Source organism: Burkholderia sp. FW306-1C-G01B (assembly GCF_058781685.1).
In genome coordinates this window covers 131,853-144,165 of sequence record NZ_JBYSWZ010000015.1, presented here as the reverse complement: position 1 = coordinate 144,165, position 12,313 = coordinate 131,853, and the positions used below count along the sequence as shown (strand labels likewise).

General features: G+C 67.6%; 11 protein-coding genes. 3 read left to right on the top strand and 8 right to left on the bottom strand.

Going from position 1 to position 12,313, the window contains the following annotated elements:
• Nucleotides 1–67 precede the first annotated feature (67 nt).
• Both AC3WLY_RS27200 and AC3WLY_RS27195 read right to left on the bottom strand, forming a co-directional pair.
• Entirely contained in the window at nucleotides 68–958 is an 891-nt protein-coding gene (locus tag AC3WLY_RS27200) for an alpha/beta fold hydrolase (protein WP_175961235.1), read from the bottom strand.
• Between the two features lie 186 nt (nucleotides 959–1,144).
• Complete coding sequence (locus tag AC3WLY_RS27195; protein ID WP_310141650.1) at nucleotides 1,145–1,999, bottom strand: DUF455 family protein; 855 nt, start codon at nucleotides 1,997–1,999, stop codon at nucleotides 1,145–1,147.
• 143 nt (nucleotides 2,000–2,142) lie between these two features.
• Between AC3WLY_RS27195 and AC3WLY_RS27190 the strand changes: the two genes are divergently transcribed.
• The 3 genes from AC3WLY_RS27190 to AC3WLY_RS27180 all read left to right on the top strand — a co-directional run bounded on the left by AC3WLY_RS27190 (nucleotide 2,143) and on the right by AC3WLY_RS27180 (nucleotide 4,123).
• A complete protein-coding gene (locus AC3WLY_RS27190; RefSeq protein WP_034183575.1) occupies nucleotides 2,143–2,667 on the top strand; it encodes a gamma carbonic anhydrase family protein in 525 nt (174 codons plus the stop codon).
• Nucleotides 2,668–2,692: 25 nt separating this feature from the next.
• Nucleotides 2,693–3,643: an Hsp33 family molecular chaperone HslO gene (gene hslO / locus AC3WLY_RS27185; RefSeq protein WP_034183574.1), complete on the top strand. Its 951-nt coding sequence runs from the start codon at nucleotides 2,693–2,695 to the stop codon at nucleotides 3,641–3,643.
• A gap of 129 nt (nucleotides 3,644–3,772) precedes the next feature.
• The gene (locus AC3WLY_RS27180; RefSeq protein ID WP_492309300.1) at nucleotides 3,773–4,123 is read left to right on the top strand and encodes a hypothetical protein; all 351 of its coding nucleotides are present in this window, start codon (nucleotides 3,773–3,775) and stop codon (nucleotides 4,121–4,123) included.
• Nucleotides 4,124–4,209: 86 nt separating this feature from the next.
• Here AC3WLY_RS27180 and ftsB read toward each other — a convergent pair whose 3' ends face one another.
• The 6 genes from ftsB to AC3WLY_RS27150 form a co-directional block, all read right to left on the bottom strand.
• Nucleotides 4,210–4,635 carry a cell division protein FtsB gene (ftsB, locus tag AC3WLY_RS27175; protein ID WP_492309301.1) on the bottom strand — a complete coding sequence of 142 codons (426 nt, stop codon included), beginning with the start codon at nucleotides 4,633–4,635 and terminating at the stop codon, nucleotides 4,210–4,212.
• 81 nt (nucleotides 4,636–4,716) lie between these two features.
• The gene (eno, locus tag AC3WLY_RS27170; RefSeq protein ID WP_011352544.1) at nucleotides 4,717–6,000 is read right to left on the bottom strand and encodes a phosphopyruvate hydratase; all 1,284 of its coding nucleotides are present in this window, start codon (nucleotides 5,998–6,000) and stop codon (nucleotides 4,717–4,719) included.
• A 106-nt stretch (nucleotides 6,001–6,106) separates the two neighbouring features.
• Nucleotides 6,107–6,961 carry a 3-deoxy-8-phosphooctulonate synthase gene (gene kdsA / locus AC3WLY_RS27165; RefSeq protein ID WP_175961238.1) on the bottom strand — a complete coding sequence of 285 codons (855 nt, stop codon included), beginning with the start codon at nucleotides 6,959–6,961 and terminating at the stop codon, nucleotides 6,107–6,109.
• Nucleotides 6,958–8,616, bottom strand: coding sequence for a CTP synthase (gene pyrG / locus AC3WLY_RS27160; RefSeq protein ID WP_492309302.1), 1,659 nt, complete (start codon nucleotides 8,614–8,616; stop codon nucleotides 6,958–6,960). Before pyrG ends, kdsA begins: the two co-directional genes overlap by 4 nt.
• Before the next feature lie 179 nt (nucleotides 8,617–8,795).
• On the bottom strand, nucleotides 8,796–9,641 hold the full coding sequence (locus AC3WLY_RS27155) for an alpha/beta fold hydrolase (RefSeq protein ID WP_492309303.1): 846 nt from the start codon (nucleotides 9,639–9,641) through the stop codon (nucleotides 8,796–8,798).
• A gap of 137 nt (nucleotides 9,642–9,778) precedes the next feature.
• Nucleotides 9,779–12,262: a DNA internalization-related competence protein ComEC/Rec2 gene (locus AC3WLY_RS27150; protein WP_492309304.1), complete on the bottom strand. Its 2,484-nt coding sequence runs from the start codon at nucleotides 12,260–12,262 to the stop codon at nucleotides 9,779–9,781.
• Between the last annotated feature and the right edge of the window lie 51 nt (nucleotides 12,263–12,313).

Below are 12,313 nucleotides of genomic sequence, written 5' to 3'. Positions count from 1 at the left end.
TTCATTCTACTGCAATGCGGCAATTGCACCGCCAGCCTGCCCCGCCGCCGCCGTCGCCGTCGCAGACCTACGCGCAGAACGCCTCGATCAGCGCCGCAATCTGCTCGGGCTGGTCGTGATGCACCATGTGGCCGGCATCCTCGACGAGCTTCTCGCGCCAGTCGGGGAACGCGTTGAAACGCGCCTTGAATTCCGGCAGCGGGATGTCGCCAGCGAGGTGCGCGAGCGTCGGCGAATTGACGGCCTCGACGTGCAGCACCTTCGCGCGCACCTGCGCCCAGGTGGCCATCACCTCGTCGAGCCGGTACAGCAGCGGCCCCGGCATCTTGTGCGCGGGGTCGGCCAACAGGTGATGGAGGCCGTCGTCGCCGCGCTTCGACCAGTGCGCGGCGAGGAACGCAGCGCGGCGCGGGTCGAGCCGCGGATTGGTCCTGGTCAGGCGCGCCGCCACGTCGTCGAGGGACGCGTAAGGGCGCAGCGCGGGCGGCTCGCGCAGTTCGTCCAGCCAGCCGCGCAGCCGGCGCGGCGCCTGCTCGGCCCGCGCGGGCGCGAGCCCGAAACCCTCGAGGTCGACCACGCGCCGCACGCGTTCCGGCCGCGCGCCCGCGTACAGGCACACGACGTTCGCGCCCATGCTGTGCCCGACCAGGTTGACTTCGCCGGTCGGCGCATAGTGATCGACGAGCGCATCGAGGTCGCCCAGGTATTCATGGAACCAGTAGTGGCCGCCGCCCTGCCGCGCGACCGGCCAGTCGGATAGCCCGAAGCCGCGCGCATCGGGCGCGATCACCTGCCAGTCGCCCGCGAGCGCATCGACTACGAACTGGAACGACGCCGCAACGTCCATCCAGCCGTGCAGCATGAACAGCGTCGGCGCATCGGGCCGGCCCCAGCGCCGCACATGCAGCTTCACGCCGCGCACCGTGACGAAATCGGAAACAGAACTCGACGCACTCATTGCAGCCGCCAGAAAAAAGAATGATCGTTCGATTATAGCGGCGACGCCTCCGTTCCGGCGGTCGGCATTCGAGGTCAAGCTCTAGCGGCCGGGTCGTCAAGGGTCGTCAAGGGTCTGCCGGGGACCGCCACCAGCCGGGCGCGGGCCGGCCTGGCGGCAAACAGCACGCAGCCGGACGCGATCCTGCTAACGCGCGGCGTTTCCGTCCGCTGCGTCCTGCGCGGCCAGTTCGTCGAGTTCGGCCTGCTCGAATCCGGCATCGCGACGCGCATCGAAGTTGAACGGGCCGCGCAGCCGTGGCGCGTGGTATTGCTCGGCGAGCTGGCGGTAGGCCGGCACCGGATCGCGGCCGGTTTCGTCGCACAGATACCGGAACCAGCGGTTGCCGATCGCGACATGACCGACCTCGTCGCGCAGGATCACATCGAGGATCGCGGCCGACGCATCGTCGCCCGCCTGTACGAGCCGCGCACGGATCGGCGGCGAAGCATCGAGCCCGCGGGCCTCGAGCGTGCGCGGCACGAGCGCCATGCGCGCCAGCACATCGCCCTTGGTCCGCTCGCACATCTCCCACAGCCCGTTGTGCGCGGGAAAATCGCCGTACGCATGCCCGAATGCTGCCAGCCGGTCGGACAGCAGCGTGAAGTGATAGGCCTCCTCGGCCGCGACCTTCAGCCAGTCCGCATAAAACGCGTCCGGCAGGCCCGCAAAGCGCCAGACCGCGTCGAGCGCCAGATTGATCGCATTGAATTCGATATGGGCGAGCGCGTGCAGCAGCACCGCGCGCCCTTCGGGCGAACGCATGCTGCGCCGCCCGAGCTGGCGCGGCTCGACCAGCGCCGGACGCGCCGGGCGCCCGGGCAGGCCGGCCGGTTCGCGCAGTTCGAGCGACGGCGCGATCGCGGCCTGCCCGGCCAGCAGCGCATCGTACAGCGAACGCACCTGCGCGGCCTTGGCCGCCGGTTCGGATGCGCGCAGCGCGTCGAGCGCGGCGTGGCGCACGCAGGCCGGATGACCGAAAGAAGAAGACTCCATGCTCATAAACGGGGACACCCTGCATGCGCATCGCGGGAGCGCACGCACGCGACGGTTTACAATATGCGATCGTTCCGCGGCGCCATGCGCCGGGCAAACCAGACGCGTCATTCTACCGGCGCCCATTACCGAAGAGACAAGGAGACTCCGTGACGATCTACAAGCTGGGCGATACGGCCCCGACGATCCACGAAAGCGTATTCGTCGCCGATACGGCGGCCATCATCGGCAAGGTCGTGCTCGAGGAAAACGCGAGCGTCTGGTTCGGCGCGACGATTCGCGGCGACAACGAGACGATTGCCGTCGGCGCCGGCAGCAACGTCCAGGAAGGCGCGGTACTGCACACGGACCCCGGTTTTCCGCTGACGATTGCCGAAAACGTGACGATCGGGCACCAGGCGATGCTGCACGGCTGCACGATCGGCGAAGGTTCGCTGATCGGTATTCAGGCGGTGGTCTTGAATGGAGCGGTCATCGGCCGCAACTGTCTGGTTGGTGCCGGCGCGGTCGTGACGGAAGGCAAGACGTTCCCGGACAATTCGCTGATTCTCGGCGCACCGGCGAAAGTCGTGCGCGAGCTGTCGGCAGAAGACATCGCGCGGCTGCGCGCGAACGCGAAGACGTATGTCGAGCGGCGTGCGCATTTCAAGGAGCAACTCGTGCGGATCGGGTGATTCGCGCGGATTTCAAGGAAGAAGAGTGAGCGACCAGTTACAGAAATTCATGTTCAATGCGGCGCCGGTGCGCGGCGAGATCGTTTCGCTGCGCAATACGTGGCAGGAAGTGCTCGCCCGCCGCGACTACCCTGCCCCCGTGCGCACGGTGCTCGGCGAGATGATGGCCGCGTGCGCGCTGCTGTCCGCGAACCTGAAATTTCACGGCACCCTGATCATGCAGATCTTCGGCGACGGGCCGGTTCAGATGCTGGTCGTCCAGTGCGGTTCGGATCTGTCGATGCGGGCCACCGCGAAATTCTCCGGCGACGCGGCGCAAACGATCGGCGACGACACGAGTTTCGCGTCGCTCGTCAACGCGAGCGGCCACGGCCGCTGCGTGATCACGCTCGACCCGGCCGACAAGCTGCCGGGCCAGCAGCCGTACCAGGGCATCGTGCCGCTGAACGGCGTCGACGGTCCGCTCGAGTCGGTGTCGCAGGTGCTCGAGCATTACATGCATCACTCGGAGCAGCTCGACACGCGGCTGTGGCTCGCGGCCGATCGCGACCGTGCGGTCGGCATGCTGCTGCAGAAACTGCCGGGCGACGGCGGCATCGTGCCGCGCAACGCCGAAACCGATATCGACACGTGGGAGCGCGTCTGCACGCTCGGCGGCACGCTGTCCGCGAAGGAGCTGCTCGAGGTCGAACCGGAAGTCGTGTTCCGCCGACTATTCTGGCAGGAGAACGTTCAGCACTTCGAGCCGGCCGGCACGCGCTTCCAGTGCTCATGCTCGCGCGAGAAGGTCGGTGCGATGCTGCGCATGCTCGGCCGCGACGAAGTCGACAGCGTGATCGTCGAGCGCGGCCACGTCGAGATCCACTGCGAGTTCTGCAACCAGCGCTACGAATTCGATCCCGTCGACGTCGCGCAGTTGTTCGCGGCGCCCGGCGTCGAGACCGGCATCGCGCCAGCGACCGGCCAGCGTCACTGAGCGGCGCGCCCGATGCCCGCCGTCCGGGCACGGGCGCATAATGACGCCCAAGCGCCGCACGCACGACGCCGAAGGCTCAACCTTCGGCGCAAGCCGCTTCCCGCGGTCGGCGCGCTGCAGGAGAAACACATGAATCGCCCGTTTCGCACCATCGTCCTGACGAGCGTTGCCGCCGGCACGCTCGCGCTTGCCGGCTGCGCGATGCCGCCGCCGTCCTCCACGATCCTGAGCCGCCTGCCCGAACCGGGCGCGTCGGGCGGCCGGCCGCCCGTGCTGTCGAGCGCCGAACGCAAGCGCTACGACGAGATCGACCAGCAGGTGCTGCGCGAACAGAACAGCGCGATGGCGGCCGAGGCAGCCGCGCGCGCGTGGGCCTATTACTCGCCGCCGCCCGTGACCTTCTATGGCGGGTATTACGGCGGATGGGGAAATCGCTGGGGAACGGGCATCAGCTACGGCTACCCGGGCTGGTGGTGGTAAGCGATCGCCCGGCCGATTGAACACTGGCAGGAAATAAAAAAGCGCGGTATTTCCCGCGCTTTTTCAATGATTCGAGCTACCGCATCTCAGTGATGCGCGGCCTTGCCCTTGTCGCCGCCATGATGCCGCGACGGCTTCGCGATCGACTGCGGATTCGGCACGACACGCACCGGCGCCGCCGACACGGCACCGCGCGTCGACGTGTTCGAAGGCGTGTTGCTCAGCGGCACCGCCGGTGCATTCGGCGACACGAACTGCACGAATACTTCGCCGTCCTTCACCATGCCCATCTCGTAGCGCGCGCGCTCCTCGATGGCCGCGGTGCCGCCCTGCAGATCCTGCACTTCGCCTGCGGTCCGCTCGTTGCGCAGCTTTTCGTCTGCATTCTTCTGGAGCTGGTCGCCGAGCTGCTGACGCAATTCATGCACCCGCAGCCAGCCGCCGTGTCCCCACCATAGGGGGTACTGAATGAGCGCCAGCAAGGCAATCAGGACGACAGTGACAAGCCGCATGTAAGAGACGCAGATATAAGAAGCGCCGCTCCGCGCACAGGCACAGAGCGGCGTCGATATGACGAACCCGATATTAGCGCGTTAGCGCAGGTTATAGAAAGCCGATTTACCCGGGTAGCTCGCGATGTCGCCGAGATCTTCCTCGATGCGCAGCAGCTGGTTGTACTTCGAGATGCGGTCGCTGCGCGACAGCGAACCCGTCTTGATCTGGCCGGCGTTCAGACCGACCGCGATGTCCGCGATCGTCGAATCTTCCGTTTCGCCCGAGCGGTGCGAGATCACGGCCGTGTAGCCCGCGCGCTTCGCCATTTCGATCGCCGCGAACGTTTCGGTCAGCGTACCAATCTGGTTGATCTTGATGAGAATCGAGTTCGCGATGCCCTTCTCGATGCCTTCCTTCAGGATGCGCGTGTTCGTGACGAACAGGTCGTCGCCGACGAGCTGCACCTTCTTGCCGAGGCGATCGGTCAGCAGCTTCCAGCCTTCCCAGTCGCTTTCGTGCATGCCGTCCTCGATCGACACGATCGGGAACTTGTCGGCGAGCGTCGCGAGGTAGTCGGTGAATTCGGCCGACGACAGTTGCAGGCCTTCGCCCGCGAGCTGGTACTTGCCGTCGTGGTAGAACTCGGATGCCGCGCAGTCGAGCGCGAGCAGCACGTCCTCGCCCGCGCGGTAGCCGGCCTTCTCGATCGCCTGCAGGATCGTCGACAGGCACTCGTCGTTGCTGCCGAAGTTCGGCGCGAAGCCGCCTTCGTCGCCGACTGCCGTGCTCATGCCGCGGTCGCTCAGGATCTTCTTCAGCGCGTGGAACACTTCCGCGCCGCAACGCAGGGCTTCACGGAACGTCGGCTGACTGACCGGGACGATCATGAATTCCTGGATGTCGAGGCTGTTGTTCGCGTGCGCGCCGCCGTTGACGATGTTCATCATCGGCACCGGCAGCTGCATCGCGCCCGAACCGCCGAAATAGCGGTACAGCGGCAGGCCTGCCTCTTCGGCGGCAGCCTTCGCGACGGCCATCGACACGGCCAGCATCGCGTTCGCGCCGAGGCGCGACTTGTTGTCGGTGCCGTCCAGCTCGAGCAGCGTCTTGTCGAGGAACGCCTGTTCCGACGCGTCGAGGCCCATGATGGCTTCGGAGATTTCGGTGTTGATGTGCTCGACTGCCTTCAGCACGCCCTTGCCGTTGTAGCGGCCGGCTTCGCCGTCGCGCAGTTCGATCGCTTCACGCGAGCCCGTGGACGCGCCCGACGGCACCGCCGCGCGGCCCATCGTGCCCGATTCGAGCAGCACGTCGCATTCGACGGTGGGGTTGCCGCGCGAATCCAGAATCTCGCGGCCGATGATATCTACGATTGCACTCATGGGTTTCCTCTGAGAATGACGATGGATTCTTCAAACTGCGACGGCGTGCGTGCCGGAACCGCTTTCGCTACTGACGCGCGAAGCCGTCGCAAGGTTCATTCGATCTTTAATTGAAATCGTTTTCCAGGAACGGATTGCGCTTCACCGCCTGGTCGAGCGTGACGAGCGTCTCCAGCAGCGCGCCCATCCGGTTCAGCGGCACCGCGTTCGGGCCGTCCGACTTCGCCTCGGCCGGATTCGGGTGCGTTTCCATGAAGAGGCCGGCGACGCCCGTCGCGACCGCCGCACGCGCGAGCACCGGCACGAATTCGCGCTGGCCGCCCGAGCTCGTGCCCTGCCCGCCCGGCAATTGCACCGAGTGGGTCGCGTCGAATACGACGGGCGCGTTCGTTTCGCGCATGATCGCGAGCGAACGCATGTCCGACACGAGGTTGTTGTAGCCGAACGAGACGCCGCGCTCGCACGCCATGAAGCGGTCTTCCGACAGCCCCGCTTCACGTGCCGCGTCGCGCGCCTTGTCGATCACGTTCTTCATGTCGTGCGGCGCGAGGAACTGGCCCTTCTTGATGTTGACGGGCTTGCCCGAGCGCGCGCACGCATGGATGAAATCGGTCTGGCGGCACAGGAACGCGGGCGTCTGCAGCACGTCGACGACCGACGCGACCTGCTCGATCTCGTCGATCGAATGCACGTCGGTCAGCACCGGCAGGCCGAGCTGGCGCTTCACCTCGGACAGGATCCGCAGGCCCTCGTCCATTCCGAGGCCGCGAAACGACTTGCCCGAGCTGCGGTTCGCCTTGTCGTACGACGACTTGTAGATGAACGGAACGTTCAGCTTCGCGCAGATCTCCTTCAGGCGGCCCGCCGTGTCGATCGTCATTTGCTCCGATTCGACGACGCAGGTACCCGCGATCAGGAAGAAAGGCTTGTCGAGACCGACCTCGAAATCGCACAGCTTCATGCTTTCACTCCGCGCGCTTGCTTGTTGGCGAGCGCGGCTTCGACGAACGACTTGAAGAGAGGATGACCGTCACGCGGCGTTGACGTGAATTCCGGGTGGAACTGGACGCCGACGAACCACGGGTGCATCGAGCGCGGCAGCTCCATCATTTCCGGCAGATCCTCGCTCGGGGTACGCGCGCTGATGATAAGGCCGCCGCTTTCGAGCTGGGGCACGAAGCGGTTATTGACTTCATAACGGTGGCGATGACGCTCGTTCACGTCCTTGCCGTAGATTTCTTCCGCCATCGTGCCGGGCTTGATCGGGCAGCGCTGCGAGCCGAGGCGCATCGTGCCGCCGAGATCGGATTCCTCGGTGCGCGTCTCGACCTTGCCGTCGCGGTCGTACCACTCGGTGATCAGCGCGACCACGCGTTCCGGCGTGTCCGGATCGAATTCCGTGCTGTTCGCCTGCTTCAGGCCGACGACGTCGCGCGCGAACTCGATCACCGCGAGCTGCATGCCGAGGCAGATGCCGAGATAAGGCACCTTCGCCTCGCGCGCATAGCGGATCGCCGCGATCTTGCCTTCGGTGCCGCGACGGCCGAAACCGCCCGGGACCAGCACCGCGTCGAGGTGCTTCAGGCTGTCGACGCCGTTCGTCTCGATCTCTTCCGAGTCGATGTACTCGATGTTGACCTTGGTCGACGTGTGCAGCGACGCGTGACGCAGCGCCTCGATCAGCGACTTGTACGATTCGGTCAGGTCGACGTACTTGCCGACCATGCCGATCGTCACTTCGTGCTTCGGGTTCTCCAGCTTCTCGACGAGCTCCGACCACATGTTCAGGTCGGCATCGTGCGGCGTCAGCTTCAGCTCGTCGCAGATGATCTTGTCGAGGCCCTGGTCGTGCAGCATCTGCGGAATCTTGTAGATGCTGTCGGCGTCCCACACCGAGATCACGGCGTCTTCCGGCACGTTCGAGAACATCGAGATCTTCTTCGATTCGTCGTCGGGGATGCGGCGATCCGCGCGGCACAGCAGCACGTGCGGCAGGATGCCGATCTCGCGCAGCTTCTGCACGCTGTGCTGGGTCGGCTTCGTCTTCAGCTCGCCGGCCGTCGCGACGTACGGCACCAGCGTCAGGTGCACGAAGCACGCGCTGTTGCGGCCGAGGCGCAGGCTCATCTGGCGCGCGGCTTCAAGGAACGGCAGCGACTCGATGTCGCCGACCGTGCCGCCGATCTCGACGATCGCGACATCCGGCTCGCCGCAGGTGGCCGATGCCGCCCCGCGCTCGATGAACGCCTGGATTTCGTTCGTGATGTGCGGAATGACCTGCACGGTCTTGCCGAGATAGTCGCCGCGGCGTTCCTTGCGGATCACCGATTCGTAGATCTGGCCGGTCGTGAAGTTGTTGGCCTTGCGCATCTTCGTGCTGATGAAGCGCTCATAGTGGCCGAGGTCGAGGTCCGTCTCCGCTCCGTCTTCCGTCACAAACACTTCGCCGTGCTGGAACGGGCTCATCGTGCCGGGGTCGACGTTGATGTAGGGATCGAGTTTGAGGAGGGTGACTTTCAGACCGCGCGATTCGAGGATCGCGGCGAGGGAAGCGGCGGCAATACCCTTGCCAAGGGAAGAAACTACGCCGCCGGTGACGAAAACATATTTGGTCATCGCTGGATGCTCGCGGGAAAAACGGATTATACCGTAAAGCCCGCCCTTTTCTCAGCAACTGACGTGATGATCGCGCCCTTTCGGGCGGACCCGCGCCAACCGTGCGCCGGGGGCGCACCGGCCGGCCGGTCGGCGCGGCCGCACCCGCCGCGGCGCGTACCGGACCGCCGGACGGAGCGTCAGGCGCGCTTCGCGAGCGGGGCGCCGCCCTGCGACACACCGCCCTCTTCCGCCTTCAGCGAATTCAGCATCCGCTGCAATGCACGGGCGGTCTCGAGCGGCCGCTCCATCGGGAACAGGTGGCTGCCCTCGAGCCATTCGACGCGGCCGCGCGCCGCACGGCGCGTCGCGTCGAGCCCGACCTGCCGCACCTCGCGCGAACGCGTGCCGGCGAGAAAACCGATCGGCACCGGCGCGCCGTGCGCGAGCCGCGGGCCGAGCGTGTGCGGCAGCGTCCGGTAGATCAGGTATTCGACCTGCCGGTCGAACGCGAGCGCACGCTCGCCGTCGGCACCGGCCTGCGGAATGCCGTAGTCGATGTAGTCGGCCAGCATCCGTTCGTCCCAGCGCGCGAACGCGGGCTTCTCGCGGAAATGCCGCCAGGCCTCGTCGCGGCTCACCCAGTGCGTGCGCCGGTTGCGGGTCGCGGCGGCCGGCGACAGCCGCTCGTCGAGCCCCGCCCACTGGCTCGCGCGCAACGCGCCGGCACGCCAGCCCGCGATGATCGGCGAATCGATCATCACGACGCCGCGCACCCATTGCGGTTTCCTCAGCGCGGCCATCAGCGACAGGTAGCCGCCGAGCGAATGGCCGACGAGCCAGACGGGACGCTCGTAGCGGCTGCCGATGTCGTCGAGCAGCTGTTCGACGAGATGCGGCCAGTCGCGCGTCACCGGGTAGCGGCGGTCGTGGCCGATCCGTTCGATGTAGCGCAGCTCGTAGTCGTCGGCCAGTTCGGCGAAGATCGTCCGGTACGTCGACGCCGGAAAGCCGTTCGCATGCGAGAAGTGGAGGATGTCCTTCAAACGCCGATGTCTCCTTTGTCGACGGGAGTATGTGCTCCAGCACTTACTCCCGTCCCGTGCTTCGCGTTCTATCGACCCAGTGCTCCGGCACTTTGCGCGGGCCCCATGCATTCTCTATAAACCGGCCCTCGCCCCGCTCAACGGTCCATCCAGTACCGTCGCCGTACATCGCGATAGCGCTCGAATGCAAACCCGCCGTCGGCCGGTGCGACGTCGAACCGCACGGCGCCGTCGCGATCGGTGCGCGGCAGCGGAATCCCGCGTGCCTCGTAGCGCGCGAGGACGGTCCGGTGCGGATGTCCGAACCGATTGCGATAGCCTACAGGAAATACCGCGACGCGCGGCCCGACCGAATCGAGGAAAGGCTCGACCGACGACGTGCGGCTGCCGTGGTGCGGAACGACCAGTATCTGTGCGGCCAGCGCGTCGCGCGCGGCGTCCACGAGCTGGCGTTCGGCGCGTGCTTCGATGTCGCCCGTCAGCAGCGCGGACGTGCCGCCCGCGTCGATACGCAGCACGCACGATTGCCCGTTCGACGCGCCCGTGTCCGGGCCGCCCGCTGGCCAGAGCATCGTGAAGACGACGCCGTCCCAGGTCCAGCGCTGCCCGGCCGCGCACGGCAGCCGGTCGGCGACGCCTGCGGCCGTCGCGTCGCGCCATAGCCGGTTCTTCGACGGAATGCCGGCCAGCAGCTGGCGCACGTCGGCTGCCGCATAGACGGCCGGCGCGCCGCCCGCGTGATCGGCGTCCGCGTGACTGAGCACGAGCGAATCGATCACCGCGATGCCGCGCGAGCGCAACGCCGGCGCGACGATCCGCGCCCCGGCATGCGTCGACTCCGCGCCCGGCCCCGCATCGAACAGCAAGGTTCGGCGCGCAGTCTCCACCAGCACCGACGCGCCCTGCCCGACGTCGAGCACGGTCAGCCGGAAGCCGCCCGGCGGCGGCGCATCGGGTGCCGGCGCGACGAGCGGCAGCCACGTGAGCGGCGCCGCCCAGCGCAACGGCCAGCCGCGCGGCATCAGCGCCCATCCGACACCCACGCACGCAAGCGCCAGCACCGGCCAGTCGGGCATGCGCAGCCAGAACACGCCGGCCGGCCAGTCGGCGAGGTGCCCGAGCAGCGTCATCATCGGTTCGAGCGCCGCATGCGCAAGCCGGAATGCATACGCATCGAGCGGCGCGGGCAACGCGATGCCGGCCAGCACGATCGGCGTCACGACCGTGCCCACCCAGGGAATCGCGAACGCATTGCCGAATGGGCCCGACAGCGAAATCTGCGCGAACCACGCCGCCGTCAGCGGTGCGAGACCGATCGTCACCGCGTACTGCACGCGCGCGGCTTCCACGATACGGCTCGCGGCGCGCCTCCCCCACGCGCGCAACCGACTCGACAGGCCGGCCGTGTCGCGGCCCTCCTCGCCTTGCGCGTCGACCTCACGCGCCGCGCGCCAACCCGCGACGGTCAGCAGAATGACGGCGACCGCCCCGAACGACAGCCAGAACCCGGCCGACAGCACGGCCCACGGATCGGCGAGCAGCACGCCGCCGAGCGCCGCGCACAGCACCGCCGACGTCGGCACGCTGCGCCCGGCCAGATACGCGATGCCGCCGGCCGCGATCATCCACCACGCACGCTGCGCCGGCACGTTGAAACCGGCGAGCGCCGCATAGCCGGCCGCGGCCGCCAGCGCGGCAAGCGATGCCGCATACGGCGCCGGCAACACGAGCGTCGCGGCCCGCGCACGCCAGCGCAGGCGACGCCAGACCATCGACACGAGCCCGCCCGCGATCGCGCCGACGAGCCCGACGTGCAGACCGGAGATCGCGACCAGATGGCTCGTACCCGTGTTGCGCAGCACGCGCCAGTCGTCGTCGCCGATGCCGGACTGGTCGCCGATCGCGAGCGCGGCGACGATGCCGCGATGACCGGCGTCGACGCCGAGCGTCGCGCCGATGCGTGCCCGCAGCACGTCGCGCAGGCGGTCGATCGATGCACGCCAACCCGATGCGTGCGCATCGAGCAATACCGATCGCCGCGGCGCACTGACGTAACCGATTGCGCGAATACCGGCGGCGAGCCACGCCGCCTCGCTGTCGCGCACGCCGGCATTGGCCTCGGCGTGCGGGCGCTTCAGGCGCACGACGAAGCGCCAGCGCTGCGCGGCACGCAGTTCGGGGAGCGGATCGCGTGTCGCGGATGCGCCATACGCGCGCCACGACAGCCGGACCAATGGCGGAAAACGGGCCAGCCCCGCATCGTTCGACTCGACCGCGAGCAGCAGCCGCGCGCCCGTCTCGTCGACGACAGGCAGCCCCCGGATCACGCCGGTGGCGACGATGTCGCGCCCTTCCCAGTCGACGGGCAAGCTGTCGTGCAGCCGCCACTCGGCCCGCGCCGCCGCATAACCGAACCCCGCCACGCAGGCCGCGAGCGCGCACAGCATCCATCCGAGCGCGACGGCCGTGCGCGTGCGCCGGCGGCGCATGCACCACACTCCCAGCGCCGCGCAACCGGCAAGCGCGGCCGCACCGGCTGTCCATGCGATCGCGCCCGGTAACGCCGCCTGCCGCTGCAGCACGACGACGCCGAGCGCGAACGCGATCCACCACACGCGCATCCCGCCTCCTCGTCGACCTGGCGCCGCCATTGCGAATGCGGCGCCTTCCGG

Coding starts and splice junctions, on each gene's coding strand:
- AC3WLY_RS27200 (WP_175961235.1), bottom strand. CDS start 958: ATGAGTGCGTCGAGTTCTGTTTCCGATTTCGTCACGGTGCGCGGCGTG.
- AC3WLY_RS27195 (WP_310141650.1), bottom strand. CDS start 1,999: ATGAGCATGGAGTCTTCTTCTTTCGGTCATCCGGCCTGCGTGCGCCAC.
- AC3WLY_RS27180 (WP_492309300.1), top strand. CDS start 3,773: ATGAATCGCCCGTTTCGCACCATCGTCCTGACGAGCGTTGCCGCCGGC.
- ftsB (WP_492309301.1), bottom strand. CDS start 4,635: ATGCGGCTTGTCACTGTCGTCCTGATTGCCTTGCTGGCGCTCATTCAG.
- eno (WP_011352544.1), bottom strand. CDS start 6,000: ATGAGTGCAATCGTAGATATCATCGGCCGCGAGATTCTGGATTCGCGC.
- kdsA (WP_175961238.1), bottom strand. CDS start 6,961: ATGAAGCTGTGCGATTTCGAGGTCGGTCTCGACAAGCCTTTCTTCCTG.
- pyrG (WP_492309302.1), bottom strand. CDS start 8,616: ATGACCAAATATGTTTTCGTCACCGGCGGCGTAGTTTCTTCCCTTGGC.
- AC3WLY_RS27150 (WP_492309304.1), bottom strand. CDS start 12,262: ATGCGCGTGTGGTGGATCGCGTTCGCGCTCGGCGTCGTCGTGCTGCAG.